24 protein-coding genes and 2 pseudogenes are annotated in these 25,835 nt (G+C 60.0%); 11 read left to right on the top strand and 15 right to left on the bottom strand.

Annotated features, from left to right (window positions below; translation table 11 throughout):
• Nucleotides 1-229: 229 nt before the first annotated feature.
• The 4 genes from FHT85_RS27390 to FHT85_RS27405 form a co-directional block, all read right to left on the bottom strand.
• A complete protein-coding gene (locus FHT85_RS27390) occupies nt 230-1,504 on the bottom strand; it encodes a CmpA/NrtA family ABC transporter substrate-binding protein (RefSeq protein ID WP_112411141.1) in 1,275 nt (424 codons plus the stop codon).
• 35 nt (nt 1,505-1,539) lie between these two features.
• Nucleotides 1,540-2,127 (bottom strand): ANTAR domain-containing response regulator, encoded by a 588-nt coding sequence (locus FHT85_RS27395; RefSeq protein WP_112339246.1) that lies wholly within the window; start codon nt 2,125-2,127, stop codon nt 1,540-1,542.
• An 8-nt stretch (nt 2,128-2,135) separates the two neighbouring features.
• Nucleotides 2,136-2,438 (bottom strand): hypothetical protein, encoded by a 303-nt coding sequence (locus FHT85_RS27400; RefSeq protein WP_112339245.1) that lies wholly within the window; start codon nt 2,436-2,438, stop codon nt 2,136-2,138.
• 786 nt (nt 2,439-3,224) lie between these two features.
• Entirely contained in the window at nt 3,225-4,145 is a 921-nt protein-coding gene (locus FHT85_RS27405; protein ID WP_112401158.1) for an AraC family transcriptional regulator, read from the bottom strand.
• A gap of 140 nt (nt 4,146-4,285) precedes the next feature.
• On the opposite strand from FHT85_RS27405, the gene FHT85_RS27410 reads away from it, so the two are divergent.
• Complete coding sequence (locus FHT85_RS27410; protein WP_112401154.1) at nt 4,286-5,008, top strand: SDR family oxidoreductase; 723 nt, start codon at nt 4,286-4,288, stop codon at nt 5,006-5,008.
• Between the two features lie 94 nt (nt 5,009-5,102).
• Here FHT85_RS27410 and FHT85_RS27415 read toward each other — a convergent pair.
• The 3 genes and pseudogenes from FHT85_RS27415 to FHT85_RS27425 form a co-directional block, all read right to left on the bottom strand.
• Nucleotides 5,103-5,375 (bottom strand): annotated as a pseudogene (locus FHT85_RS27415) (chromate transporter); the annotation flags it as partial.
• A 10-nt stretch (nt 5,376-5,385) separates the two neighbouring features.
• Nucleotides 5,386-5,603: pseudogene (locus tag FHT85_RS27420) on the bottom strand (chromate resistance protein ChrB domain-containing protein); the annotation flags it as partial.
• Between the two features lie 84 nt (nt 5,604-5,687).
• Complete coding sequence (locus tag FHT85_RS27425) at nt 5,688-6,563, bottom strand: LysR substrate-binding domain-containing protein (RefSeq protein WP_112400618.1); 876 nt, start codon at nt 6,561-6,563, stop codon at nt 5,688-5,690.
• 89 nt (nt 6,564-6,652) lie between these two features.
• Here FHT85_RS27425 and FHT85_RS27430 point away from each other — a divergent pair, with 89 nt between their 5' ends.
• From FHT85_RS27430 to FHT85_RS27460, 7 genes are all read left to right on the top strand, one after another.
• Complete coding sequence (locus FHT85_RS27430) at nt 6,653-7,354, top strand: haloacid dehalogenase type II (RefSeq protein WP_112411142.1); 702 nt, start codon at nt 6,653-6,655, stop codon at nt 7,352-7,354.
• A gap of 17 nt (nt 7,355-7,371) precedes the next feature.
• Nucleotides 7,372-8,163 carry an aldolase gene (locus tag FHT85_RS27435; protein WP_112411143.1) on the top strand — a complete coding sequence of 264 codons (792 nt, stop codon included), beginning with the start codon at nt 7,372-7,374 and terminating at the stop codon, nt 8,161-8,163.
• 189 nt (nt 8,164-8,352) lie between these two features.
• Nucleotides 8,353-9,024 carry a GNAT family N-acetyltransferase gene (locus FHT85_RS27440; RefSeq protein ID WP_112411144.1) on the top strand — a complete coding sequence of 224 codons (672 nt, stop codon included), beginning with the start codon at nt 8,353-8,355 and terminating at the stop codon, nt 9,022-9,024.
• Between the two features lie 1,235 nt (nt 9,025-10,259).
• A complete protein-coding gene (locus FHT85_RS27445) occupies nt 10,260-10,514 on the top strand; it encodes a type II toxin-antitoxin system Phd/YefM family antitoxin (RefSeq protein WP_112411146.1) in 255 nt (84 codons plus the stop codon).
• On the top strand, nt 10,514-10,939 hold the full coding sequence (locus tag FHT85_RS27450) for a type II toxin-antitoxin system VapC family toxin (RefSeq protein WP_112411147.1): 426 nt from the start codon (nt 10,514-10,516) through the stop codon (nt 10,937-10,939). Before FHT85_RS27445 ends, FHT85_RS27450 begins: the two co-directional genes overlap by 1 nt.
• Before the next feature lie 358 nt (nt 10,940-11,297).
• The gene (fdxA, locus tag FHT85_RS27455; protein ID WP_112411148.1) at nt 11,298-11,642 is read left to right on the top strand and encodes a ferredoxin; all 345 of its coding nucleotides are present in this window, start codon (nt 11,298-11,300) and stop codon (nt 11,640-11,642) included.
• 19 nt (nt 11,643-11,661) lie between these two features.
• Entirely contained in the window at nt 11,662-12,552 is an 891-nt protein-coding gene (locus FHT85_RS27460; protein WP_112411149.1) for a dihydrodipicolinate synthase family protein, read from the top strand.
• A gap of 16 nt (nt 12,553-12,568) precedes the next feature.
• Here FHT85_RS27460 and FHT85_RS27465 read toward each other — a convergent pair whose 3' ends face one another.
• The 8 genes from FHT85_RS27465 to FHT85_RS27500 are packed head-to-tail and all read right to left on the bottom strand — an operon-like array spanning nt 12,569 to nt 20,932.
• Entirely contained in the window at nt 12,569-13,966 is a 1,398-nt protein-coding gene (locus FHT85_RS27465; RefSeq protein ID WP_112411150.1) for an amidohydrolase family protein, read from the bottom strand.
• A 7-nt stretch (nt 13,967-13,973) separates the two neighbouring features.
• A complete protein-coding gene (locus FHT85_RS27470) occupies nt 13,974-14,897 on the bottom strand; it encodes a LysR family transcriptional regulator (RefSeq protein WP_112339233.1) in 924 nt (307 codons plus the stop codon).
• A gap of 35 nt (nt 14,898-14,932) precedes the next feature.
• The gene (locus tag FHT85_RS27475; RefSeq protein ID WP_112339232.1) at nt 14,933-15,709 is read right to left on the bottom strand and encodes an enoyl-CoA hydratase-related protein; all 777 of its coding nucleotides are present in this window, start codon (nt 15,707-15,709) and stop codon (nt 14,933-14,935) included.
• Nucleotides 15,706-16,863 carry a CaiB/BaiF CoA transferase family protein gene (locus FHT85_RS27480; protein ID WP_112411151.1) on the bottom strand — a complete coding sequence of 386 codons (1,158 nt, stop codon included), beginning with the start codon at nt 16,861-16,863 and terminating at the stop codon, nt 15,706-15,708. Before FHT85_RS27480 ends, FHT85_RS27475 begins: the two co-directional genes overlap by 4 nt.
• Complete coding sequence (locus FHT85_RS27485) at nt 16,860-18,218, bottom strand: FAD-dependent oxidoreductase (protein ID WP_112411152.1); 1,359 nt, start codon at nt 18,216-18,218, stop codon at nt 16,860-16,862. The genes FHT85_RS27480 and FHT85_RS27485 overlap by 4 nt, the downstream gene beginning before the upstream one ends.
• Before the next feature lie 28 nt (nt 18,219-18,246).
• On the bottom strand, nt 18,247-19,080 hold the full coding sequence (locus FHT85_RS27490; RefSeq protein ID WP_112339229.1) for an ABC transporter permease: 834 nt from the start codon (nt 19,078-19,080) through the stop codon (nt 18,247-18,249).
• The gene (locus tag FHT85_RS27495; protein WP_112411168.1) at nt 19,077-19,892 is read right to left on the bottom strand and encodes an ABC transporter ATP-binding protein; all 816 of its coding nucleotides are present in this window, start codon (nt 19,890-19,892) and stop codon (nt 19,077-19,079) included. Before FHT85_RS27495 ends, FHT85_RS27490 begins: the two co-directional genes overlap by 4 nt.
• A gap of 5 nt (nt 19,893-19,897) precedes the next feature.
• Entirely contained in the window at nt 19,898-20,932 is a 1,035-nt protein-coding gene (locus FHT85_RS27500; protein ID WP_112411153.1) for an ABC transporter substrate-binding protein, read from the bottom strand.
• A 475-nt stretch (nt 20,933-21,407) separates the two neighbouring features.
• Between FHT85_RS27500 and FHT85_RS27505 the strand changes: the two genes are divergently transcribed.
• Genes FHT85_RS27505 through FHT85_RS27515 form a run of 3 tightly spaced genes read left to right on the top strand, consistent with a single transcriptional unit; the run spans nt 21,408 to nt 25,230 of the window.
• Complete coding sequence (locus FHT85_RS27505; RefSeq protein ID WP_112411154.1) at nt 21,408-21,941, top strand: 2Fe-2S iron-sulfur cluster-binding protein; 534 nt, start codon at nt 21,408-21,410, stop codon at nt 21,939-21,941.
• On the top strand, nt 21,938-22,927 hold the full coding sequence (locus tag FHT85_RS27510; RefSeq protein ID WP_112411169.1) for an FAD binding domain-containing protein: 990 nt from the start codon (nt 21,938-21,940) through the stop codon (nt 22,925-22,927). The genes FHT85_RS27505 and FHT85_RS27510 overlap by 4 nt, the downstream gene beginning before the upstream one ends.
• Complete coding sequence (locus FHT85_RS27515; RefSeq protein WP_112339225.1) at nt 22,924-25,230, top strand: xanthine dehydrogenase family protein molybdopterin-binding subunit; 2,307 nt, start codon at nt 22,924-22,926, stop codon at nt 25,228-25,230. Before FHT85_RS27510 ends, FHT85_RS27515 begins: the two co-directional genes overlap by 4 nt.
• Nucleotides 25,231-25,835 lie beyond the last annotated feature (605 nt).

Below are 25,835 nucleotides of genomic sequence, written 5' to 3' on the forward strand. Positions count from 1 at the left end.
CGCATTGCGTGCCTGGATCGCCGTTGATCGAGGCAGCCTTAACTAAGCAATCCGCGTGCCATTTTCTAAGGGGATGAGTAGCTCTATGAAAATACTGAGTTATTTCGAACTTGGCCAGGTTTGCCGGTTTTGTGCGTGGATGCGGCAATTGCTGACGTTTTAGGCGGTTGCTGCTCTGCGATCGAAGGCCTTGCGCCAATTCTGTGCATGCAGCGAACGCTGTCGCGTCTTAAATGTCGTCCGTCGAGAGCTGTGCTGCGCTTGCTGCCTTCACGGCAAATCCTCCGACATAATCGGCCATTTCGTCGGGATCGAAGACATGTCCGTCCATGAAGCGATCGCCCTCCTTATCGCCCTCAATGCGGATATCGGCCTCGTCCGGCCCCGCTCCGGCGCCGAGTGCGAGCCTGTAAAGATCCGGGCGATAGGCCGAGGCGGCGATTTTCATGTTCTGTTTGGATAGAGCAACCTGGCCCCAGCGGATCATCTGGCTGAATATCCATAGAGCCTGGCTCGGGCGCGGATAATTGGCAAAGTTACCATGAAAGGAAAAATATCGGTCGATCAAGCGCCGATTGCCCTTGGCATCCAGGTTGAATTCGCCTGATAGCACGCGGCGGATGATGGCGGCGGGCGCCGCGATGTAGCGGGGATCGGCAAGCGCCTCGGCGAGCGCATCGTGATTTTCCGACCGGTCGCACCAGCGGGCGGCAGCATCAAGCGCAACGATCAAGCGTGAAACCGTTTCGGGATGACTCTCGGCCCATTCCGGGCGCATTCCGATCACTTTCTCCGGAGCGGAGGGCCATATGTCCTGCTTGGCGGCGACAATGCGCCCGACGCCGCGCTCGGACGCAACCATGTTCCAGGGAGCGCCGACGCAGAAGCCGTCGATAGCGCCGGCTGCAAGTGCGTCGGATGTCAGAGGCGGTGGAACGACGACAAGCTTCACGTCCCGGTCAGGGTCGATACCACCGGCGGCTAGCCAATATCGGAACTCGTAATTATGAGACGAGAACGGATAGGTCATTCCGAACGTCGGAGGTGCCTCGCCACGGTCCTTCCCATGCGAAAGCACGACCGCCAACGCCCTGGCGTTTTCGAGTGCGCTCGCCTGTTCAGCAATCCCTGCATGATCGCGCATGCGATCGAACAGCGTGACGGAAAGAGTGATCGCGCTGCCACCCAGGCCGAGTGAGAAGGGGGTGATCGTCGACGAAGGATTGGAGCCAAGGCCAAGCATCGAAGCCACCGGCATCGGCGACAGCATATGTGCGATGTCGAATTGGCGGAAGGCCAATCGGTCGCGGACATTGGCCCATGAGACATCCTTGACCAGTTCGAGTGCAAGTCCCTCCCTGGCGGCAAAACCGAATTCGGCCGCAGCGATCAGGACCGAAGCATCGACGAGTGGAATAAAGCCGGCGCGCAGGACCTTCTGCTCCCTGCCGCTGACCCGTTTGGGGGCGACAAGCTTGCTACTGGAGCGTTCGATTATTGTCATCTTTTCTTACCTCGGGCTTTCTCCCCGTGTCGCGATCACATCAGCAACCCGGCGGCCGTCACCACACTCTGGGCGATTTCGGAGATCTTCTTCTTCTCGTTCATGGCTGTCTGACGCAGGAGTGCAAAGGCATCCTCCTCCGACAGGCCGCGCATCTTCATCAGAATGCCCTTTGCGCGCTCGACGATCTTGCGCTCCTCCAGAGCGGATTTTGCTTCGGCAAGCTCTCTTTGAAGGCGGGAGAAAGCGTTGAAGCGGCTGACCGCCATGTCGAGGATGGATTTGACACGCTCCTTCTTCAATCCGTCAACGACATAGGCCGAAACACCTGCGTCCATGGCTGCCTCAATCTGCGCTGTATCGGATCTGTCGACGAACATCGCGATTGGCCGGCCGACGGTGCGGGTCAACTGAAATAGGTGCTCCATCATGTCGCGATTTGGATTCTCGATATCGATGACGATCACATCGGGCTTGAGTGCCTCGATGATGCGGGCAACACCATTGACTTCGTGAATGACGGTGACCTTGCCATGCCCGGCCTCGCGCAGCCCTTCCTCTATGATCGAGGCGCGGATGACGTTTTCGTCGATGACCAAAATTGTCAGTTCGGAATGAAGCATTGCCACCTTCAATCGATGACGCCATGCAGATAGATCGCGAAGCCTCCAACAGATATTAACAAGGACCAGAACGAGGACAGATTTCTGCCGAGCGCGAGGGCAATCGTCATGCCGCAAGCGACCAGTACTGTGCCGGCGAGGAGGCTGTGATCGGCGAATGACAAGCCGATCGCGCAGAGGAATATGCTGGTCGAAACCGTCACGAGCGCGAGGCGGATGCGCGACTTCTCCGGCCCCGAGACGAAGATCGACGAGCAATCCGCCCAGCTGAAGCCGATGGCAATGCACAAGAACGGCAGAAACGGTCCCACCTGAGATCCCTTTTTGAACTCACTATGCCAAGCAATTGGCGTGCCATGAGCTAACGCATTGGAAATTCAGGGGATCATCCCGTCGTGGCCGATGGAGACTCGAAGTGAGTGCCTGTTTGATAGGCATCCAACGCGGAATGCTGGGCAATCCGGGATAGGCGCACTTAGCCGTTACGGGGGTAGGTGCCAGCCTATAGGAGGTCTCTAAAGTCGCGAACGGTGGCTGCTTCGGCTTTCGGTCGTTTCTGCTTCGCTCAAGCCTGATCGATCGGCCCTGAAGTTGGCTCAACTCCACATGCTCACTGCGTGGTCCACGATCTCCCTCATGCGCGCGAACCTCTCCCAGAGGCGCCTGGGTGACGAAGCCTGCCTTCGTGGCGGAAGCACCGACCTCAGACCAGCACCATCAATGCCATCAAGGTACGCCATTCCGGTGACGTGCAGCACAAGGTCATCGAGAGCACCTATCGCATTCTTGGCGAAGCGGAGCGACCCTTGTTGCTCCACAGGACTAGTCAACCTTGCGAAGGCGAAACGACGACACCAAGGCCGAACAGTTGCTGGTTCCCCCGCGATCGTGACGACCGCGCCGACGATCTGTGGACGGTCTGGAACGTGGTGCAGGAAAACGCCATCAAAGGCGGATTGCGTGGCATTGGCCGTGACGATCTCGGCCGGCCGCGCCGCCCGATGCTGGTCTGCGTCCTGCCGGCGGAGCCATCGTCTGACGGCACCCTCCGCGGCGACGGCGCTCAAGCGCGCTTCACCGAGCCGCGCCGGTTTGCGTTAGGCCCGCAAAGAGCTCGCAAAATGCCTCGGCGAAGATCCGACAATTCGCGTGAAGGCTGTGCTGAAGGCGCTTGAAGATTGGAATCCCACAGCTAGAGCAATCTCACCAACGCTCTTCGATCCAAGGCGCAGCTCATCCTTTGCGCGCGCGATGCGCCAACGCTGAAGGTATTCTATAGGCGCCAGCCCCACTGTTTTGCGAAATCGCGTCGCGAACTTGGATCGTGATACGCCACAGAGACGAGCCAAGGCGGAAACCGTCCAGTCGTGTGCTATGTCGGCATGCATGGCCGAGAGAGAGCGCGCCGTCACAGGATCGCGGAGACCGGCCACGAGCCCTCGGCGCTGCTGGCTGATCTCCCCGGTAGCGCCGGACCGCAGGATTTCCACAAGAACCAGTTCCATCAATCGCCCCACGACGTAATCTCCTCCCGGTCTCGGACAGCGGGACTCGTCCTCGTTCATGGTCAACAGAGCGCGAACGCGCGACGATGATGTCTGACCTGCCGGGATGTGGACCAGCGATGGCAGCAACTCGACGAGTAGCTCCTCGTTGGCGGAGTCAAAGACAAACTTGCCGGCGTGCAAAGTGCTGATCGGGCCGCCACCTGAACCTATTCTAATCCTCGGATCGTTCGTGGCCGCGGTTACCGTCTCGCTGTCCGTCGGCTCGATGGCCGCGTCCGTGGTGAGAGCGAACGGAACCGTCGCGCGGATGAGAAGGAAATCGCTTGGGGCCAGCCGGATCGGCGGCAGGGGGGACGGCTGCGTCAAGAGACATTCTCCTTGCTCGAGCCAGCAGAACAGCAGGTCGTTTCTCGGTCGGAAAGAAACTCCCCACCGCCCAACGCCATCAATGCCTCCCCAGAGAGTGGCGCGCGGTCGAAGCAAGTTGATGAGATCGAGAAGCGGGTCCATATTTGGACGATAGATAAACTCTTCCGGCTTGTCAGCTATCGACCGTGCAGAGGCGCGATCTATCATTGGCCGACAATCAAGTGTTTGGCGACCGGCAGGCTCAGATCGGCCTGCTGCGCATCTCATCAAGGAGTTTATCGATGTTGCAGGAAAAGCGTGTCGTCGTTCTCGGTGGATCCCGAGGCATCGGCTTTGCCGTGGCCGAGCAGGCCGTGCGAGAAGGGGCCAGCGTCGTCATCGTCTCCAGCCAGGAGAAGGGTGTCACCGGCGCCGTGGCCAGGCTACCCCAAGGCACGGCCACGGGCAGAGCTGTCGATCTCAGATCCACCGACGCCGTAAGGGCGCTCTTTGAGGAAATTGGCGCATTCGATCATCTGGTCTATACGGCAGGGGAGCCGCTTCCGTTTGGTCCGCGTGTCGCCGACACCGATCTCACGATCGCGCGCGGTTTCTTCGAATTGCGCTATTGGGGCGCGGTTGCCGCTATCCAGGCGGCCCGGCCGTACATCCGAAGCGGCGGATCAATTGTTCTAACAAGCGGAACATCGGCCAGGCGCCCACCCGCAGGGTTTGCCTTCGCGGCGAGCATCTGCGGAGCGATCGAGTCCCTGACGCGTGCACTGGCGATCGAGCTAGCGCCGATCCGGGTTAACGCGGTGCTCCCGGGCATGGTCGTCACGGATCTTTGGTCTGGCATCCCCTCGGAAGCGCGCGAGCACATATTCCGCGAGACTGCGGCAAAGCTCCCCGTCGGCCGCGTAGGAAGACCTGCCGACGTAGCGGAAGCCTACCTCTCGTTTCTGCGGAGCGACTATACGACTGGACAATCAGTGGTTGCGGATGGAGGAGGAACCCTTGTGTAGACGCGTCTCCTCAGAAGAGGAGCATCGCCCCTCTATGGATGGCGCGAAACCCGGAGAGGAGACGTGTGCCGCGCCGTGCCAGCGGCCATATCTGCCGCGGTGCCAGGCTGCCAATGCGGAGAACCGCCCCGAGAACGATGGCAAGAACGGCAGACTTCAGGCCGAAGAACAGGACATGGAGGAAGCGTTCCTCGCCGATCCAACGCTTCTCCTCGACGATGATCCTATGCATGACCGTGATCTGGCCGGCAGGTCCGCCGAAGCTCAGCGCGGCCATCTGCGCCCAGACCTTCAAGGCCTCCGAGAACGGCAGACCGTGTTCGACCGCTTCGCGCGCGGCGGTTTCTTCCTTTTCCACGGTTGCCATATCGCTGGCCCGCCTCGGCGTTCGGCCAGTTGTGGGTTTCCCCGGCGGCGTCGCGACACCAGCGATAGAAAGCGTCGTAGAGCGTCAGGCCCGCCTCCAACTGCTCGAGGTCGTCGTGAACATCCGGGACAACCCGAGCGACGCTGCAAGCAGCCCTGCCACTTCCGGGGCAAGCTCCGGTCATCCCGTGTCCGCGCCTCGGACGATCGTCGCGAGGCGCGGAAGAGGGGCCGGAGTGGTACGACAGCCCCGGCCTATGTCGAGATCCGTTGGCCCAAGGACAGCAAAGAAGCTCCGCTTAATCTGTCCGCCTCATGCCAATTCTGCGGCCGCCGGGGTAAGTCGCTCGGAAAGAAACTCTGCAAGGAGCTTGGCTTCCCTCGAAAGCCGCATGCGACCCTTAACCAGGGCCATTTCGGATCCACGCTCAGCTCGGAAGCCATCCGCCGGCGACAGCTTGCGGTGTTCCGGTAGCAACGCATTTGACGGAAGCAGGCTGACCCCCAGCCCGGAGGCGACGGCCGCCTGAACGCCCATCAGGCCCTGGCTTGTGTAGGCGATCCGCCAGCGGCGACCCTGCGCTTCGATCGCGCGGATCGCGCGCTCGCGGTAGATGCAGCCGACCGGAAAGACCGCAAGCGACACCGGATCGGGATCAACCTTGCAGCTGCCGCCACCAACCCAGACCAGCTCCTCTTTCCAGCTCGCCAGGCAGGCGCCGTCGCCGGCCTCTCGCTTGATCAATGCTAGATCGATCTCGCCTGCATCGAGCAGTCTGCGCAACTCGACGCTCCAGCCACTCGTCGTGTCGAGCCGGATCTGCGGCGACGCAACGGAGAAACTGGAGAGCAGATCGATAAGCCGTCGACCGGCGAAATCTTCGGGGACACCGAGGCGCACTGTCTTCGGTGCCATGGGCTTGCGCATGATGTCCATCGCCTCGGCTGCCGTGGCCAGCAACCGGCGTGCGTAACCGAGTAGAAGCTCGCCTTGCTCGGTGGTCTGTACACTGCCGGTCGATTTGTTGCGTACGAGCAGCACATGGCCGACATTCGCCTCCAGTTTCTTGATCTGCTGGCTGACGGTCGATTGTGTCAGATGCACGCGTGCGCCGGCCCGGGTGAAGCTGCCGCAATCAACCACAGCCATAAAGGTCCGTAACAGGTCAAGATCGACGATATCGCTCATTCGAATACCAACTTTATGACATTAGAACATTTAATTTCTCAATGAAGGTGATCCTTGTCAAAATCAAGTGGTAAAGGAGATACCCTGACATGACCTTTAACGGAAAACGCCCTAACTGGCTGACCTTCGACTGCTATGGCACTCTCATTCAATGGGATGAAGGGCTGCTGGCCGCCGTTGATAGAATCCTGTCTAGAAAGGGCGGCACGATCGATCCCGTAGCCTTCATCGGCGTCTATGATCGCCACGAGCACCAGCTGGAGGAGAAGCGGCCGCACCAGTCGTTCAAGACGGTGAGTGCGAAGGCGCTCGAGCGGGCAATGGCTCAGTTCGACCTGCGCTTCGATCCTGGCGACGCCGATATCCTGACCAGCTCGATCAGCCGGATGCCGCCGTTCCCCGAGGTGGTCGAGACGCTTGGTCGGTTGAAGGGTGCCGGCTTTCGCCTCGCGATCATCTCGAATACCGACGATGGCATCATTGCCGGCAATGTCGCCCAGCTGGGTGGCTACATCGATCGAGTTATTACGGCTGAACAGGCCGGCGCCTACAAGCCCTCGTCGCAGATCTTCCATCATGCCTGGGACGGTCTTGGGACCGGGATCGATGATCTGGTGCATGTCTGCGCCAGCCCGCATCTCGACCTTGCGGCGGCACGCGAACTCGGATTTCGTACGATTTGGGTGGATCGTGGAACCGGCCGCAAGCCGCTCGACGATTATCGACCGGGCGCGGTGGTTGCCGCACTCGATCATGTGCCCGGCGTGCTGAAGGCCGCCGGCTGGATGTAATGCGGAGAAAAACACAGATGGCCCATGAATTGAACATTGCCGGCGCAAGGCCGGCCATCCTGCGAAACGCTTCGCTCGACACCGAGGAGATCTGGAATGCGCGGCGAGATCTCGCGGCCTGTCTGCGCACAGCGGCCAGGCTAGGGCTCGAAGAGGGTATCTGCAACCATTTCTCGGCCGTTGTGCCCGGGCATCCGGACCTCTTCCTGGTCAACCGACTGGGCTGGGCTTTTCAGGAAGCCACGGCCTCATCGCTGCTGATCTGTGATTTTGAAGGAAATGTCGTTGCCGGTGACGGCGTGCCGGAGGCAACCGCCTTCTTCATTCACGCACGCCTGCACAAGATGCTGCCCCGCGTCGGCGCCGCCTTCCATACCCATATGCCGAACGCCACGGCGCTCAGCATGGTCGAGGGCGAACCGCTGGTGTGGGCCGGTCAGACGGCTCTGAAATTCTATGGCCGCACCGGTGTCGACGAGCACTACAATGGTCTCGCACTGGACGAGCGCGAAGGTGACAGGATTGCTGCAACGCTCGGCGATAACGACATCCTGTTCATGAAGAACCACGGCGTCATGGTCTGCGCCCCGAACATTGCCGAGGCATGGGACGACCTCTACTACCTGGAGCGTGCGGCAGAGGTACAACTAAAAGCCATGAGCACCGGCCGCCGCCTGCTCGCGGTATCCGCCGACATAGCCACGGCCACCGCCCGCCAGATGCGGGAAGGCGATCCGGAAAGCGCGCGCATGCATCTCGAAAGCATTCGCCGAGTTCTTGACAGGCAGGAGCCGGGCTACCGAGAGTGATTGGTCAATTCAAGCCGTCCGGCAGATGCAAAATTCCTCAAGTCGATCTGATCGTTTCAGTGTCTGGCGCTTCGAGGATGCGGTTCAAGAGCAAGTGCCGGCACGCTACTCGCAATCTTAAGAAGAAAACGAAAGTGTGCGGCCGTAATGCTTGTGGATAGAGCCGGTCCGCGTTTGGAGGTTCAAACAATGACTGACCTAACAAACTGGCATGGTGTGCCTGCTCCGGAAAGAGTAGCTATCGATGGGCGCTATGTGCGTCTCGAGCCGCTGAATGCCGACAAACATGGTGACCATTTGTTCGAGGCCGTCTGTGGGCCTGATGCTGAACGGCTGCATCGCTGGCTTCCAGACAAAGTGCCGGAAGATAGGAACGCCTTTCAGGGGTGGTTAGCAGAAAAGGCGGCATCTATCGACCCACTCTTTTTCGTCGTCCTTGATAAGGCTACCGGCCGGGTGGTGGGGCGGCAAGCTTTGATGGATATTAGCACCGCGCACGGTTGTGCGGAGATCGGGCATATTTTATGGGGCCTAGGAATGGCCGGCACGCGCCTCGCTACAGAAGCTTTCTTTCTGTTTGCGGACTATGTCTTTCAGCTGGGATACCGTCGTTATCAGTGGCGCTGCAATTCGCGAAATGCTCCGTCTCGGAAGGCCGCCGAACGATTTGGATACAAATTTGAAGGCATATTTCGACAGAACATGATCGTCAAAGGCGAGAATCGCGACACAGCTTGGTTTTCAATCATCGACTCTGAATGGGAAACGTTGCGCGAGGGGTATCTCAAATGGCTAGATCCCGAAAATTTTGAACAGGACGGCGGGCAAAGAATAACGCTTCGCCAGGCATTTCAACTCTAGGGGCGAGTTCCCGATGCGCATTATGTTCAGGAAGCGTTTCGAAGCTGACCCATTTCATATCGGAGTAATAACCGGGCAAGCGAGTTCTGCTCGCCGAATTGCAACAAAGCACAAATATCGGATCTTGACCCGATGCCACCGGCAGTCCTTCATCGCCTGCGATGTCGGGCGTCCACATTCTTGCTATTCGGAATTACTGGTTCGAATCCGCTCAAGGCGGGCACTCCGGGCTTCAGGAATATCCTTGGGGCGGCATTCCATGGGCTCGAACCGCACAACAAGGCGCGCGGACAGTTCTTCACGCCCTACGCCACTTGCCGAGTAATGGCGCTGACGCTTGTGGGCAGCAAGGAGGAGATTGGCGGGACCATTGTAAGACGCGGCTTCATGATCGCACACGAGCCCGCCGTTAGCAGCGGCGCAATGATCGTGGCGCTGGCCGACGCCCTACGGGACGCCGGTTTCAACTACCAGCGTTCCCTTCATGTAACCGCCGTGGACATCGATCGCCGCGGCGCTCACATGGGGTATATCCGAATTTCACTTCCTCATATCCCCGCGACCCTTCTGGTCGGTGACAGCCTTGCTATGAGATTTCACGAGGAGTGGCACACTCCGGGCCATGTCATGGGCAGCTGGAACGCGAAGCTCCGGAGAGCCGAACAAAAAGGGAAAGGCGCTGCGCTGCGGCTACGCCCGCAGCGTCCGGACGTGATCGTGCGCAACCGACAGAACCAAAGCTACCGTCATTTGATGCTGAAAGGACTGATCAGTTCAGGCTTTTCTACTTGTACCCTTGTGAGGCGGAGGCTACGTCAGGCCTTCGCCAGATGGATATCGATCCTGCCGCTTGCCTGTCCCGGGCCGCTATCCAAGCGGCACGGAACAGGGGCGAGGGGTGCCCCGGCGCCTAACCCGTCGGAACGCCCCGCCCGCCCATGAAATACGGAGCGCAAGGTGCGGGGGCAAACGGTCCCGCTTCCCCTTCGGGCCACTATGTTGAAGCTCCTGCGGCAGCCCTTGTTCCTCTCGCGCGCGCCGAGAATTTCCGAAATCCCTGCCTTCGGCTGGCGCTCGCGCTGATTTCTCTGATACTCTCCATCATTTCCGGATCGCGCCTCGCTCGTTTTACCTCGGCACGATCGGCGGCCGTGACTCCTTCTTGCAATTCTAACTTCGGTGAATTAAATGTGGTTACGTAACCACAAACGGGGCTACGAACGTTGGAGTTTGCCATGACCGTCACCACGCTTTCAGGCCGTGAACTCAATCACGATCTAGGTCGCGCAAAGCGCGCCGCCAAGGACGGCCCTGTCATTATCACTGACAGGGGACGGCCGGCGCATGTCCTCTTGTCATTTGATGAGTACAAGCGGCTTACCGGTAAAATGCGGACGCTCGGTGATATGCTGGCCGCACCGGGAGCAGAAGACGTTGACTTGCCGCTCCCGCAGCGCACTGAACATGCCATGCTGGTTGACCTGTCCTGATGCTATTACTTGATACCAATGTCGTGTCTGAACTCCGCAAGGTCGCAAATGGCAAGGCCGATCCCAATGTTGCCGTCTGGAACGAAACCGTCGATCCGGCCGAAACCTTCATTTCATCCGTGGTTCTGCATGAGCTGGAGATTGGCGTGCGGCTGGTGGAGCACAATGACGCCGTCGCCGGGAAAGTACTGCGCAACTGGCTGGAAAACACGGTCCTCGGGACATTTTCCGGCCGTATCCTGCCCCTGGACGAGGCGGCGGCTGTTCAGGCAGCGAAATGGCATGTACCCAATCCCAGGCCGATCAATGACGCTTACATCGCAGCAGCAGCCTTCACCAAGCGCATGACACTGGTGACGCGAAACGTCAAAGATTTCGAGGGCATGGGAGTGAACCTCGTGAATCCGTGGGATATGCCGGCGTAACAGTTTCAGATTCCAACGGAATCTCTCTCTATTCCCACCGGACCCGACGCAGTCACCCTTAATTTTCGGTGATTGCCTATGCGGCGCAGTTATATCTGGACCCGTTTTCGAGCCGCAGGCGAGCGGTGGCCAAGCAAACCGGATTTACGCGAGCGGGCCGCAGTGACAGTGCCGACGGCAATGCCGACCGGCGCCGATGCGCCAATGAAGACCCGCACCGTCTGTCTTTCTAACCCACTCGCTCGGGCGAGCATTGCCGTTTCGGCAAGGAAAGAGCCGAAAATCGGCGCTTCTTCAGAACACGCTTGTTTGCCATAGTTTGCGCGAAGCGCCCTGAGAGCGTTGAAAGGCGAACGTCATGGCTTATGTGATTACCGAGCCTTGTATCGATACAAAGGATGGCGCTTGCACCGTCGCATGTCCGGTTGATTGCATCTATGAGGGCGGCCGGATGTTCTATATCCAGCCGGAAGAGTGCATCAATTGCGGGCTCTGTCTTTCCGTGTGTCCGGTTGACGCTATCCTGTGGGATGAAGAAATGCCGGCCGAGAGGCTGTTTCTGCGCGACGTCAACCGCGACTTTTTCGCTGAGGACGTCACCGGTTGGGGCGCGCCCGGTGGTTGGGACAAGAGCCGTACTACGAGCCTGGATCACCCCTTCGTCACGGCCTATCAGCGCCCGTCCGAAGCCCGAATATCTTGATAATGGCAGGAGCTTTCTCGTGACGCAAACCCGGATTGCCGGCGTGATCGCCGCCGTGCCGACACCAATCAATGTTCATGGCGAGATTGACGGCGATGCCTTCCTTGAGCATGCGGGCTGGTGCCTAAGCAATGGCTGTGACTTTCTAAATGTTCTTGGGACGACCGGCGAAGCAAACTCGCTTTGTGCTACCAAACGCAGCGCCTTGATGACAATGGCGGCACGGGAATTGGATGGCAGCAGGCTTATGATCGGCACGGGCACGCCGGACCTTGAAACGACGGTTGCCCTGACGCGTAAGGCTTTCGATCTCGGCTTTGCGGCCGCGCTCGTGCTGCCGCCTTATTATTACAAACCTCTCGAGGAGGATGGTCTTTTTGCGTGGTTTGCCGAATTGGTGAGAATGACCGCTAAAACGCCGGTCCCGATTTACCTCTATAACTTCCCGCAATTGACGGGCATCGAGTTCTCGCCGGCTCTATCATCTCGGCTATCGCGAGCGTTTCCCGAGCGAATTCATGGAGCGAAGGATAGCTCCGGTAACCTCGCCTATGCGCGGGAACTCGCCAAGATTCCTGGTTTTCGTGTCTTTCCGAGCAGCGAAACGGCGCTTGCCGATGCCGGCCGCGATGGGTATGCCGGCTGTATCTCCGCAACGGTGAATATAGACCCGCGTTCGTCGCAACGTCTGTGGCACGACCAGGCCAATGCCGGCATCCTCGATCATGTCCGCAGCTTCCGGCAGACGATCGCCACCAATCCCCTCATTCCGGCAGTCAAATATCTCGTCGGCAAACGCACCGGAAATGCGATCTGGAATCGTGTCCTGCTTCCACAATTGCCGATCACCGACGCAAAGAGGCTCGAAGGTCTCAATGCATTGCGGATTGGCGCACTGGTTAAAGCATGATCTGCTTTTACCCGCTTCAGTCGATGCCGGGCCAAGTCGCATAATAAGTTCGGGTGGCCGCAGACAAGGCACTGACGAGAGGGCGTTGCCTTTCAAGCCTCGGCAAATCGGCTTTCGCGTGGGCGAGCAGCTCCGACAGCGCGGCATCGAAGTCGATGCCCGTTAGTTTCCCGTCGCGCATGACCTCTCGACCTGCAACGAACAGCTTTTTGGCAAATCTGGCACTCATACGAGTCAGCAGGACTTCCGCTTCATCAACATCGTCGAACAGTGCATCGGCAATCAGCGCCTGGTAATCGACGATGGTGAAATCCTGCACATCTGACGCATTGATGACCTGCCGGCCGACCTTGATTGCCGCATCGAAGAGCATTTGCGCCGTGAACTGTTGGGTCAGGCCTCGCCCGCCGTGCAAGAGATAGAGAAGCCGCATCTCGCGCCAGAGATCCTGATCGTCGTCCAATCCGGTACCATCAAGGCCGATTGCAAAGGCTGGGCCACCGCGCCCGATCATCGATGCGATGGGCGCGACGCCCGAGCGCAGCCGCAGATTGGCCGTGGGATTGCTGACGACCTGTACGCCGCGATCGGCAAGCAGCTCCAGCTCATCGGGGCGCAACTGAACGCCATGAGCAACGGCAAGCCTTGGTGAGAGGAAGCCAATCTTGTCGAGGTAGGTAACGACACCTTCGGGAAAGCGGCGGTCGAGCCAAGCGCGTTGGCGCCGGCTCTCAAGCAGATGCATGTGGATACGTCGATCATGGCGCGAGGAAGCTTCGGCAATCGCTTCCAGAAGTGCGTTCGAACACCATTGTGGCCCGATCGGACCATACTGCACATCGACGAGCAGATTGGTATTGGCGGCGGCGATAGTCTCGACGGCATCAAGCTGTGCGTGAATGGGCGCATAGTTCGGAATCGTGCCGGCGAGCGCCTCCCAATCGCCTTCGGAGAGAAACGGGCGCAATCGCCGCGGCCCGCCATCATAGGCCCAGGCATCGTGATCGAGTAGTGGGCAGGAGAGGCCAAGCCGAATGCCGACATCGCCTGCGGCCCGCATGACAGCGCTCGCCTCATCGACCAGACGATCGATGTTGAGAGAGTTATGGCAGTGCATCGTCGCGCCGACTCCGGTTTTGGCCAGCCGACCGAATGCGACAAGCGCCTCGAGATAGGGATCGGTGCGCGGCCGCAGCCTCAAGCCCGGTATCCACACCTCAAGCGCGTCGTCGACCGCGCCGAAATCAAGAGTGCGGATGCCGTAGCCATGGTCGTGAGCATTAACGGGCGAGGGGAGGACGAGGTCGCCGGGTTGCGCAACCATGGCGTCGAATTGCAATGGTAGGTCTGTCAATCTGTCGACGCGCGTGGCCGGGACATAGCCGGGACATTTTAACAGGCGAATCTTCTTCATGCTTTTCTCATCTGCTGACGATGGCTCTCAAATCCTCGCCGAACCTGCGCAGCTCGGTGTTGAGCAGATCAATGACCGCCTGGCTGGCATGGGTCAGATGCCGGTCGCGCGGCACGAAAATACCGATATCGACAGTGCTGAGCTTGAAGTCCCGGATCGGGATGGCAACGATTTCGCCCGTCTGGATTTCGGGCCAGAGGCCAACCGGAGTAAAAAAACCAATGCCATCTCCCGACATGATCAGTGGTTTGAGGAGGATTGGATTGTTGGATGCGACCAACGTTCGCCCTACTCGATTGAGCCCTGCAAGTTCGACTGCTATCGCTGAACTGACGACTTCACTGTCGAGCGCGAGAAGCAGCTTGTATTGGGCGCATTCTGGCAACGTCACCGATTTCGCCCGCGCCAATGGGTGCGATGAAGCCACCATGGCCATGAAAGCTGTGCGGATTGAGCCCACAAGCTTCAGGTCATGTGGGGTCGCAAGGTCAAAGCTGATGCCGATATCAATGTCGCCAGCCGCCATGAAATGGAAAATATTGTTGTAGGCTCCGGCTCGGACGCGAAAGTCGACCGCAGGATGCAGCCTATGAAACCTCTTGATGAAATCAGGAAGAAACGTAACGAGCAGACTGTCGAGGGCGGCAATGTGGACGCGGCCCGTATTCTTTCCCTGAAGGTCACCGAGATTGGACTTCATGACCTCGAAGTCCTGCAGCGTCTCCTTTGCGTGGCGCAGCACGATTTCGCCGGCCGATGTCAGCCGCAGCCCATCGGAGAAGCGCTCGAACAGCGGCGTGCCGAGCTCGTCCTCCAACTTCTTGATCTGGCGGCTGACGGCGGAGGTCGCGACATGCAGCTCTTCCGATGCCTTGCGGATCGATCCGGAACGTGCGACCTCTGTGAAATATTTCAGGATGCTGGCATGCATGAATGGCCCTCGGCAATCTCGGAGCTATACCATGCCTACCTGCCGCGCCAAACGGGCGGCCGCTTTTCGCGGAAAGCCGCCACGCCTTCCATGGCGTCCTCGCTCTTCAACGCCTTGATGAGTGCCGGCGTCCGCAATGCCTGCGCCTCGGCCGGGCTCAAATGCGCGGTACGATTGACCGTCTGCTTGATGGCCCGGAGCGATAGCGGCGCGCAAGCGACGATGTCTGCGACCCAGCGATCGACGGCGGCATCCAGCTCTCCTGCCGATACGACTTCATTGACGACGCCATAGCTTGCCATCTCATTCGCGCTAAATTGCCGCCCCGTCAGCATAACGGCCATGGCGCGGTTGAACGGGATCTTGCGTTGCAGGAGCACCATACCGCCATCGAGCGGCATGCGGCCGACGCGGGCTTCCGGAAGGCCGAAGCGCGCCGTCTCCACCGCAATGACGATATCGCAGCCGAGCACCATCTCGAAGCCGCCGCCCAGTGCGTAGCCGTTGACGCGGGCGATGACGGGCACGTCGAGCGAGCGACGGAACGCAAGGCCGCCGAAGCCGTTTTCCCGGCCGATGGTCCAGTAATCGACGCCGGAACTACCGCTGCCGCCCTTGAGGTCGGCGCCTGCACAAAAAGCCTTTTCGCCTGAGCCTGTCAGAACGACGCAGCTGATATCGTCGCGCTTCTCGATCTCCGTCCAGATCGACTCAAGTTCGGCTTCCGTCTCGGCATCGACTGCGTTCATCCGGTCGGGCCGGTCCAGCGTGACGCGGGCGACGCGTTCTCCTACGGTGAAGGAGACGCTCATGCTGCATCTCCCCGCACTTGGGAAAGCGAAGCTAGAATTTCGTCATTGTGCTGGCCGAGCTGCGGTGGAGAAATTCGCACAGTGACCGGCGCGGCCGACATGTCGATCGGCGAGCCGATCAGGCGGATCGGACCGGCTGCAGTTTCGCCTGCCTCGAGAATCATCTTGTTGATGATCGTCTGCTCGTCCTTCAGCGCCTCGGGGAGCGAACGCACCGGCGCGCAGAGGATGTCGACGCCTTCCAGCCGCGCGATCCAGTGCGCGGTGCTGTTCTTGGCGAAATTATCGCGGAAGATCGCCTGCAATTCCGGCCGCCGCGCCATCTGCGCATCGAAATCCTTGTAGTGCGGATATTGCGAGAGGTCCTCGATCTCTAACGCCTCGCAGATGTTGCGCAAGGGGTTCGGCTTGAAGGCGCCGACCATGACGATCGCGCTGTCCGTTGTCTCGAAAACACCCGTCAGCGGGAAGGCGCCCCAGTTCAGGTCCTTCTGCCGCATCAGATGTGTCGTGCCCTCCTGCATCTGCATGGCGATCATGGAGTTGTAGAGGCTGACGGCGACCTGTTGGCCTTCGCCGGTCTTATCGCGTTGCAGCAGGGCGAGCAGGATGCCCTGGACGAGGTGCATGCCGGCGGAATAATCAGCCAACGGGGTGGCATAGATCGAGGTCGGGTGGCTGTTGTCCGACTTGCGGCGCATGACGCCAGAGACGGCTTGCGCCAGCACGTCCTGGCCGCCCTTATGCTGATAGGGGCCGATTAGCCCGAAGCCTGTACCGACGGCATAGATCAGGCGCGGATTGATCTTCTTGAGATCCTCGTAGCCAAAACCCATGCGTTCCATGACACCGGGCCGGAAGTTGCTGACGACAACATCAGCGATCTTAAGCAGCGCCTGCACGGTCTTGCGAGCGCTGGCATCCTTCAGATCCAACGCTAGGCTCTTCTTGTTTCGGTTGAGCGAGCAGAAGACCGGATTGTTGAGCCCATCCGGATCGGAGCCGAGTGACCAGCGCGAGAGATCGCCGATCTTGACCTTCTCGATCTTGATGACTTCGGCGCCATAGTCGGCCAGGACCTGCGTGCAGGAAGGTCCGAGCATGACCTGCGTGAAATCGATCACGCGGATTCCGTCGAGTGGCAAAGTCGTCATTCTGCAGCCTCCAAATATGTCGCGTTCTCTGAAGGGATATCGCCCGGATCGGCTCCCTGTGCCCGCATCTGCTTCTGAATTGCCTGGATATCGGCCTTGCGAACGGTCGTTCCGGCATTGAGAGCAACCGTTGCGGCGACGCCTGCCGCTTCGCCCATTGCCATGCAGGGCGGGATCTCGCGGCTGGATTTCTGCGCCTGTGGTGTTGCCGAATAGTGCCGGCCGGCAACGATCAGCTGGTCGATCTCCTTCGGCAGCATGGCGCGGTAGGGCGTGTAGTAATCGCGGCCGCGGCAGACCGTGTCGGCAAAATGCCGCCGGGTCATGACGTCGTCCTTCGTCACGACATAATCTCCCTGCAACAGCCGCGTCTGGCGCACGCCGGTCTGTGGCGCGAAATCGACGACATAGGCATTCTCGAAGCCGGGCATTTTTTCGCGCGCGAAATCGAGCAGCTTTGCGATCCGCAAGCGGCCTTCCATCTCCGCTTTGGTCAGGTCGTCGACCTTGAGACCACTCAGCGTCGGCATATGCGGGCAGTTCAGCCAGACGACGCCAGGCAGCGGCGTCTTCAGCCACCAGAAGGACCAGCAACCGCCGATCAGCCGCTTGGCTTCGTGATCGAGCGCCTTGAAGGCTTCCGGCTCCTGCTGTTCGAAACGCTCCGCTGCTTCCGTATCGACGCCACCCCAGCGCGAGACCGTCGTCAGGATGAAGTTGGATTCGACATGGGTAGCGCCCGCGCTTGCTGCGACATCGAGATCGCCCGTCGTGTCGATGACGACGTCGCCGAGGATCGCCTGCATGCCTTCCTTGGTCTGGCAGATCACGCCCTTGATTGCGCCACCCTCGACGATCGCGGAGGAGAACCAGCTATGGGTCCTGAGCTTGATCTTCGCTTCACTGATCATGTCATAGGCGGCGCGCTTGAAGGCGTCGGGATCGAAGGCGGCCGAAAAGCAGATCGGATGCGGCATCGACTGGGTGTGGAAGTCGAAGAGTCCCCAGCGCGCCCAGCGCTGCCAGGCCTCCGGCGTATCGCGGAATTCTATCAGGCGATCGCGATCGCTCGGGGTCACGCAGAGTCCCCAGCGCTTCATGCGCTCGATCATCTCCATGCAGATGCCGCGCACGGTGATTTCGAGCTCGTTGATCATGTCGTCGAGCACGAGCACCATGCCGCCGGCGGCAAGCCCGCCGACATAGGGATAACGTTCGAGAAGCGTGACGCTGGCGCCGTTGCGTGCGGCCGAGACGGCCGCGGCAATCCCTGCCGGGCCGCCGCCGACCACGACGACATCGGATCGATCGACGACACGGATATCCCGTGCAGGCTGGTGAATAACCTGTTCCATTGGAGTTCCCTCGATGTTTTCTAAGGCTTTAGTGTTGGCCAGCCGGCTTCCAGCGGATCATCTTCGCCTCGGCGACCGAGACGATGAAGAAGAGGATCACGGCCAGCAGCGCGGCAATGACCACCGTCGCGTAAAGCAGCGGTGAGCGGAAATTGTAGGTCGCCTCGATGATGAGCGCGCCGAGCCCGAAGCTGGAGCCGATCCATTCCGCGACGATCGCGCCCATGACACTGCTTGTTGCGGCAATCTTCAGTGCGGCGAACAGGAATGGCAGCGAGCTTGGCAGGCGGACCTTCCAGAGGATCTCCGAATTGCTGGCCGAAAGCACCCGCATCAGGTCGAGCATTGCGGGGCTGGCCGAGCGGAGGCCCTGCACCATGTTGACCAGCGTCGGGAAGAAGCAGATGAGGCCGGCAATGATGATCTTAGGAGCGACGCCATTACCGAAGATCAGGACCAGGATCGGCGCAAGCGCGATGATCGGGATTGCCTTGACGAAGACGGCGATCGGATAGAAGGCCCTCTCGGCCGTCGCGCTGTGGACGAACCAGATCGCCAGCAGGATGGCGACAAGATTGCCGAAGACGAAACCGAGAACGGCCTCGAGCACGGTCGGCAGGAAGTTTCGCGCCAGCGTCGCGGCATTGTCGCGAAAGGCGGAGAGAACATCGAGCGGGCTCGGCGCCATGAAGGTCGGGATCTTGAAGATCCAGATGACCGCTTGCCAGAGCACGATGCAGCCGAGTGCCGCAAGGATCGCCGGCATGTGCGAGGAGAAAACGCCGACGGTTGCGTCGAGGATGGCGACCTTGCGCGGCGCCTTGGCGATGTGGCCGATGTCGGAGTGCACGGCGTTGCTCATATGCATTCCTCCAGCAGCGCGCGCAGATGCGCGGTCACTTTGATGAAGTCGACCGTGTCGCGCATCGCAAGGGCGCGGGGATAGGGAAGGTCGACCCTCATGAACTCCTTCACCCGGCCGGGATGGGCCTGCAGCATCAGCACGTGCTGACCGAGGAAGACTGCCTCCGGAATGGAATGGGTGACGAAAACGATGGTCGTGCCCGTTTCGCGCCAGATGCGAAGCAGTTCCTCATTGAGCTTGTCTCGGGTGATTTCATCAAGAGCGCCGAAGGGCTCGTCCATCAGCAGGATGCGCGGTTTGGTTATCAGGGCACGGGCGATGGCGACACGCTGGCGCATGCCGCCGGACAATTCGTGCGGCAGGGCATTTTCGCGACCCTTGAGACCGACGAGGGCGAGCAGTTCCATGGGATCGGCGTAGGAGCTTTTGTCGTGCCTGCCGACTTCGAGCGGCAGGCGGACATTGTCGATGACGCTCCGCCATGGCAAAAGCGTTGCCTCCTGGAAGACGAAGGCAAAATCGCGGCCTTCGCGCGCCTGGCGGGGTGGTCGCCCGAACACGGAGACCGACCCGTCGCTGATGTCAACGAGATCTGCGATGCAGCGCAGCAAGGTCGACTTGCCGCAGCCAGACGGCCCGAGCATGGTGACGAACGAACCTTCGGGAATATCGACGGAGACCTTGGACAGAGCGGTGAACTCGTTGCCCTTGTCGCCGAAGCGGATGTCGAGATCGCGAATGGAAACGGCAAGCCTTGCCGTTTCGGCGACCGGTAGCGGCTGCTGCTTGATGGTGGCGGCGCTCATCATGGCATTCATCCGATCTGCTTGCGGATATCGGTCGTCGCGTCGAGGATCGCCATGGTGGCGACGTCATCGACGGTCGGTATTGCTCCCGCAAACTGCTTAAGATCGGCGTAAGCCTTGATCTGCGCTGCCCAATTGTCCTTGTTCATCGCGCCCCAGCCGGTCTGCTTGGTGCTATCGCCGAAGGAGAAATCGATGACCGGGTGGACGGCTTCAAGCTCGCTGGCCTTGTCGAGATTGGGGTAGGCGTCGACCAGCATGCCGACGGCTTCTTCCGGATGGTCGCGGACGTAACCCCAACCTTTGGCGGCAGCCTTGGTGAAGCGCACCAGCACGTCGGAATGTTTGTCGAGCTGTTCGTCGGTCGTATAATAGACGTTGGCGTAGAGCTGCAGGCCGGCATCCCAGAGCATCATGTCGACACGTTCGTCGCCGAGCACCTTCAGCGCATTGGTGTTCGTGACCCAGCCGGTGACGGCATCGGCCTGGCCGGTCATCAGCTGGTTCATGTCGGAACCCATGTTGACCATCTTCACCTTGTCTTCCGGAATGCCGTTTTTGGCGAGGAGCGCGCGCAGCAGGATGAAGGCGGTCGGTTGCGTGGCGATCGTCTTGCCGATCATGTCCTTCGGCTCGCGGATCGGCGCTCTTTTCAGCGAGAAATACGTAAAGGGATGCTTACGGTATCCAGCCAGAAACGCCTTGACCGGCATGCCGGCCGAGCGCGCGAGCATGACGGACGGGCTGGAGGAAATCTGCCCGATGGTCGATTGGCCGGCCGCAACGCCCGCAACGCCATCGACATTCGGGCCGCCGGGAACGATGGTGAGATTGATGCCCTGTTCGGTGAAAAAGCCCTTCTTCTGTGCTGCGACTTCGCCGATGAGTCCGTTGGACGCAAGCCAGCCGAGCTGCATGCGCACTTCGGCAACATCGGCGGCCTTGCCGGCACGGATGCCGACGAAGGTCTGGCTCGCAGCAAGACCTCCGACCAAGGCAGCATTGGACAGGAAACGACGACGATTCATCATGAATTGAGACATGCTGATAGTTCCCCTGTTGATTGGGCGATCGGACTTTTCGTCTCGTTATCCACCAATGGCAGGGATGATGGGGGAATTCAGCGTTCTAATAAAGAACAATTATGCGCACTACTGATTGCCAAAAAGGCAACGATGTTTTGGGGTTCGTTTCGGTCGATGCGGAGACCGGGTCGGGCCGCCGGCGGAGGTTCCGGACGGGACGCTGCCTTGCAGGCACCGCACGTTCTATCTGGGCGCGCTGGACAGCGGCCGGACCCATGAAAGCGGATGCAGCGCCTTCTGGACCCTGGGCGTTCGCAGGAGGTCAACGACCGAATCAAGGCGCCGATTGGGCTGTTCGGTGGGCCTGCACGCCGAGTTACCTGCCGGGACCGATAAAAATATTCTCTCGCTGGGGGATCAACTGACCGCAGACATTCGTTCTAACCCTGCGGTTCATCATCGCCAATGCTGTTTAGCCAAGGGAGATGTCCTTATGCATTTTATCGTCAATGGAGAAGCAATCGATGTCGAGGCGGATATCCGCACGTCGCTGCTTGACCTCATGCGCAACTATCTGGGCTTCACGGGAACCAAGAAGGGCTGCGATCAGGGCGCGTGTGGCGCCTGCACTGTCCTTGTGGATGGCGAGCGCATCAATTCCTGCCTGGCGCTGGCCGTTCAGTATCAGGGACGTGACATCACCACCGTCGAAGGGCTTGCCGCCAATGGCAATCTTCACCCGCTACAGCAGGCCTTTGTCGAGCACGATGGCTTTCAATGCGGATATTGCACACCGGGCCAGCTCTGTTCCGCTATCGGGATGGCTGGCGAAATCGAGCGCAACATCCCGAGCATCGTCACGGGTGATCTCGCCGCCGCCATTATCCCGATCGACGAGCGTGAAATCCGCGAACGCATGAGCGGCAACCTCTGTCGATGCGGGGCTTACAACGGCATCGTCGAGGCCATTGCCGAAACGCTGGCGCATCAGATAGCGGCCCCCACCGAGGAAAGGCAATGGGCATGAACATCTTTTCCTACCGGCAGGCGTCGGACGCCACTTCCGCCGTCACCCTGAAGAAATCCGGTCCCGCCACAAAATATCTGGGCGGTGGCACCAATCTAGTCGATCTCATGCGCGAGACCGTCGAAAAGCCGGAAACACTGGTGGACGTCACGCATCTGCCTGGAGAGATCGATCAGCGCGCCGATGGCAGTCTGCTGATCGGTGCGGTGGCCAAGAATACGGCGCTTGCAGCGCATCCGGCCATCCGGTCCGATTTCCCCCTGCTGTCGCGTTCCATTCTAGCGGGCGCAAGTGCGCAGATACGCAACGTCGCGACGGTCGGCGGCAATATCCTACAGCGCACCCGCTGTCGGTATTTTTATGACAACGCAGCACGCTGCAACAAACGCCAGCCGCAGGCTGGTTGTGATGCGCTTGAAGGGTTCAATCGCTACCACGCCATTCTGGGTGCGTCCGATTCCTGTATCGCCACCCATCCGTCAGACATGTGTGTCGCCCTTGTCGCGCTCGGTACAGTGGTTCACCTGCAGGGCTCGGAGGGTACCCGCAGCATGCCGCTCACCGAGCTGCATCGCCTGCCGGGCAATCGGCCAGAGGTCGAAACGGAACTGCAGCCGGATGAACTGATCACGGCGATCGAAATCCCGCCTCTCGGGTTTGCGCGCCGCTCGACCTACCGAAAGGTTCGCGACCGCGCCAGCTACGCCTTTGCGCTCATATCGGTCGCGGCTGCTCTGGATATCGACGACGCCGGCATCGTGCGCGATGTGCGCCTCGCCTTCGGCGGTGTGGCACACAAGCCATGGCGGGCGGCGAAGGCGGAAGCTGCGCTGAAGGGGCGGGTGGCCGGCACGGAAGCCTTCCGGGCTGCGGCAGAAGCTGAGCTCGCCGATGCCGTTCCTCTCCGTGAAAATGCATTCAAGATCGAACTGGCGAAACGCACGATTGTCGCCGTGCTCGACGAATTGAAGGGAGAAAACGCATGAGCGTCAACCCTCAAGCCGATACCAACAAGCCGGGCCGCTGGCAGCCGGCCGTCACGCCTGATCCGCTCCTGCGCAAACATGGCGCTCTCGGGCAGCCCTTCTCGCGTGTAGATGGTTCCTTGAAAGTGCAGGGCAAGGCGCGTTTTGCCGCCGAGTTTCCCTATGAGAACATCAGTTACGCAGCACTTGCCTTCAGCAGCATCGCGCGCGGCCGCATCACCGAACTCGACGTGGCGGCTGCGGAAGCAGCGCCCGGGGTCATCCTCGTTATGACCTATCACAATGCGCCGCGCATGAAGGCGCCGTCGCTGATGATGTCGTCGCCGACCGCTGCTGGCGCGAGCGATCTGCCGGTGATGCAGAATGATGAAATCCACTGGAATGGTCAGCCGATAGCACTCGTTCTGGCCGAAACGCAAGAACAGGCAGATTACGCCGCCTCCCTGATCAAGGCGCGCTACGCAAGTCTGCCAGCCGTGACAGTATTCAACGAGGCAAAGAAAACGCCAAGGCAGTTGGAAACGCTGCTTGGGCAGCCACCCGTGCTGGAAATCGGCGATGCTGAAACGGCTCTCGCCAATGCCGAGGTCAAGGTGGATCTCATCTATCGAACGCCGCGCCACAACCACAATGCCATCGAACTGCATGCGGCAACGGTGGCCTGGAGCGGTGACGAATTGCGCGTGCACGATGCCAGTCAGTTGCTTGACCTGACTGCCGGGCAGCTCTGTGATATCTTCGGTCTTGAGCCGGGCAAAGTACGCGTGACCTCGCCTTATGTCGGTGGTGGTTTTGGCGGAAAATGTCTGTGGGATCATCAGATCCTTGCCATTGCAGCCTCGAAACTGGCCAAGAGGCCGGTGCGCATCATGCTGTCGCGCGAAGGCGTGTTCCGCATCGTTGGCGGCCGTACGGTGACGGAGCAGCGTGTGGCGCTCGGTGCGCGTGCGGATGGCAAGCTGGATGCGCTCATCCACACCGGCACCGCAGCCATGACACTGCACAATTCCTGCCCGGAACAGTTTACCTTCCCGGCGCGGCATCTCTATGCGGCAAAAACCTTCAAGCTCGCGCAGGATGTCGCCGACATGGACATGCTCGCCAACACATTCATGCGCGCGCCCGGTGAGTCCGTCGGGACCTTCGCGCTCGAATGCGCGCTGGACGAACTGGCGGAAAAGCTTGATCTGGATCCGATCGAACTGCGGCGCCGTATCGAGCCGGAAAAGGACCCGACCACCGGCAAGCCGTTTTCGTCACGCCACTTGATCGAGGCTTATGAGGCGGGCGCGGAACGCTTCGGCTGGAAGAACCGCAGTCGGACGCCGCGGCGGAAACGCGATGGCGAATGGTTGATCGGCATGGGATGCGCCACCGCGACCTATCCCTATCATCGCTTCCCGGGTGGCGCTGCCAAGATCAAGCTAACGGCGGATGGTCACGTAACCGTCTCGACCGCTGTACATGACATGGGCATGGGGACGGCGACGGCTCAGGCTCAGCATATCGCCGCCCGATTGGCCGTGCCGTTGGAAAACGTCACTTTCGAATATGGCGACAGCAGCCTGCCGCGCGGGGTTATTGCCGGTGGTTCAACCCAGACGGCATCAATCGGCGGCGCTGTGATCGCGGCGACAGAAGCCTTTATCGAGGAGTTGATCAAACTCGCCGGCAACGACTCACCACTCGCCGGGCTTTCGCTTGCCGAAGTTGAACCACGGAATGGTGGTCTTGGTCATCGCGACGATCCTGATCGCTTTGAAAGCTATCAGTCCATTCTCGGCCGGTCTGGCCGCAACGAACTGGTCTGCCAAGCGGACGCACCGGCGCCGGCGGAAATGGAAGCGTTCTCCATGCACTCCTACGGCGCGCAGTTCTGTGAGGTCAGGGTCAGCGCACTCACGGGCGAAATTCGCGTGTCGCGTTTCCTTGGTTCCTTCGATGCCGGCCAGATCCTCAATGCCAAGATGGCGACCAGCCAGTTCAAGGGTGGTATCGTTATGGGTATTGGTCTGGCGCTCACCGAGGAAACCAATTTCGACGAGCGCACCGGCCGTGTCGTGAATGCTTCGCTCGCCGAATATCATGTGCCGGTTCAGATGGATGTTCCGAAGATCGATATCCTTTATACCAATGAACCCGATCCGCAGGCGCCTATGGGCGCACGCGGCATTGGCGAAATCGGCATTACCGGTGTCGGCGCCGCCGTTGCCAATGCCGTTTACAACGCGACCGGAATTCGGGTTCGTGATCTGCCGATCACGCTAGATAAGTTGCTGAGTAAAATACCTGCCAGTGCGTAGCAGGAAATAAAAAGCGGCCTTTGTACGATGATGAACCAGGACTGGCAGCGCATCCATGTTGTTGCCTGTCGCGGTCTCACCGGTCCGCGCGCAACCCGCCGCGACAGACGCGTGAGGCAGCTTATCCTGAAGCAGCTACTAAACGTCGAAGCGTGTGAGACTTAATGGAGCCATGCAAGCCCCGGAGGCAGGTAAGCCAAGCGTTTATGACATTGAACCATATGGAGGTCGTGGCATTGCCGTGCGAATCTTGCCGGCAGGTGGGGCGACAGCGGCCATTTCCGTAAAAGCGCGGCAAGGTCCCAGTTCAAGGATCGCGGTTAGGAACCCGCATCGTGGATAGGTTTCTCGCGAGTGCCTTAAGTCTTGCGGCGCGGCAACGGCGGACGCGCCACGACGCGATGCTCGAGCTGGAAAGACGCTTGGTCCGGCAGCAGCTCTGACAGGCGGCGGGAATGTTCGCAGGCGTTGCAACGGTAACGACGGTTCGCGGGTCCCCGCACCGCGATAATCCATGCAGTCGATCGTTCCACAGGCACGCGAGATCTGGCCGGAACTCCATGCCCAGCCTGCGGAGACCTCGCCTTGTGGGGCCGGCATGCAGC

Origin of the sequence: Rhizobium sp. BK312, assembly GCF_014193605.1 — a bacterium.
GTDB lineage: Bacteria > Pseudomonadota > Alphaproteobacteria > Rhizobiales > Rhizobiaceae > Rhizobium.

What these genes read in the sequence shown, in the direction of transcription:
- FHT85_RS27425 (WP_112400618.1), bottom strand. Translation starts at nt 6,563, where the DNA reads ATGAGCGATATCGTCGATCTTGACCTGTTACGGACCTTTATGGCTGTG.
- FHT85_RS27490 (WP_112339229.1), bottom strand. Translation starts at nt 19,080, where the DNA reads ATGAGCAACGCCGTGCACTCCGACATCGGCCACATCGCCAAGGCGCCG.
- FHT85_RS27505 (WP_112411154.1), top strand. Translation starts at nt 21,408, where the DNA reads ATGCATTTTATCGTCAATGGAGAAGCAATCGATGTCGAGGCGGATATC.
- FHT85_RS27495 (WP_112411168.1), bottom strand. Translation starts at nt 19,892, where the DNA reads ATGATGAGCGCCGCCACCATCAAGCAGCAGCCGCTACCGGTCGCCGAA.
- FHT85_RS27500 (WP_112411153.1), bottom strand. Translation starts at nt 20,932, where the DNA reads ATGTCTCAATTCATGATGAATCGTCGTCGTTTCCTGTCCAATGCTGCC.
- fdxA (WP_112411148.1), top strand. Translation starts at nt 11,298, where the DNA reads ATGGCTTATGTGATTACCGAGCCTTGTATCGATACAAAGGATGGCGCT.
- FHT85_RS27390 (WP_112411141.1), bottom strand. Translation starts at nt 1,504, where the DNA reads ATGACAATAATCGAACGCTCCAGTAGCAAGCTTGTCGCCCCCAAACGG.
- FHT85_RS27465 (WP_112411150.1), bottom strand. Translation starts at nt 13,966, where the DNA reads ATGAAGAAGATTCGCCTGTTAAAATGTCCCGGCTATGTCCCGGCCACG.
- FHT85_RS27395 (WP_112339246.1), bottom strand. Translation starts at nt 2,127, where the DNA reads ATGCTTCATTCCGAACTGACAATTTTGGTCATCGACGAAAACGTCATC.
- FHT85_RS27440 (WP_112411144.1), top strand. Translation starts at nt 8,353, where the DNA reads ATGACTGACCTAACAAACTGGCATGGTGTGCCTGCTCCGGAAAGAGTA.
- FHT85_RS27445 (WP_112411146.1), top strand. Translation starts at nt 10,260, where the DNA reads ATGACCGTCACCACGCTTTCAGGCCGTGAACTCAATCACGATCTAGGT.
- FHT85_RS27470 (WP_112339233.1), bottom strand. Translation starts at nt 14,897, where the DNA reads ATGCATGCCAGCATCCTGAAATATTTCACAGAGGTCGCACGTTCCGGA.
- FHT85_RS27405 (WP_112401158.1), bottom strand. Translation starts at nt 4,145, where the DNA reads ATGGACCCGCTTCTCGATCTCATCAACTTGCTTCGACCGCGCGCCACT.
- FHT85_RS27485 (WP_112411152.1), bottom strand. Translation starts at nt 18,218, where the DNA reads ATGGAACAGGTTATTCACCAGCCTGCACGGGATATCCGTGTCGTCGAT.
- FHT85_RS27480 (WP_112411151.1), bottom strand. Translation starts at nt 16,863, where the DNA reads ATGACGACTTTGCCACTCGACGGAATCCGCGTGATCGATTTCACGCAG.
- FHT85_RS27435 (WP_112411143.1), top strand. Translation starts at nt 7,372, where the DNA reads ATGGCCCATGAATTGAACATTGCCGGCGCAAGGCCGGCCATCCTGCGA.
- FHT85_RS27510 (WP_112411169.1), top strand. Translation starts at nt 21,938, where the DNA reads ATGAACATCTTTTCCTACCGGCAGGCGTCGGACGCCACTTCCGCCGTC.
- FHT85_RS27430 (WP_112411142.1), top strand. Translation starts at nt 6,653, where the DNA reads ATGACCTTTAACGGAAAACGCCCTAACTGGCTGACCTTCGACTGCTAT.
- FHT85_RS27475 (WP_112339232.1), bottom strand. Translation starts at nt 15,709, where the DNA reads ATGAGCGTCTCCTTCACCGTAGGAGAACGCGTCGCCCGCGTCACGCTG.
- FHT85_RS27515 (WP_112339225.1), top strand. Translation starts at nt 22,924, where the DNA reads ATGAGCGTCAACCCTCAAGCCGATACCAACAAGCCGGGCCGCTGGCAG.
- FHT85_RS27410 (WP_112401154.1), top strand. Translation starts at nt 4,286, where the DNA reads ATGTTGCAGGAAAAGCGTGTCGTCGTTCTCGGTGGATCCCGAGGCATC.
- FHT85_RS27450 (WP_112411147.1), top strand. Translation starts at nt 10,514, where the DNA reads ATGCTATTACTTGATACCAATGTCGTGTCTGAACTCCGCAAGGTCGCA.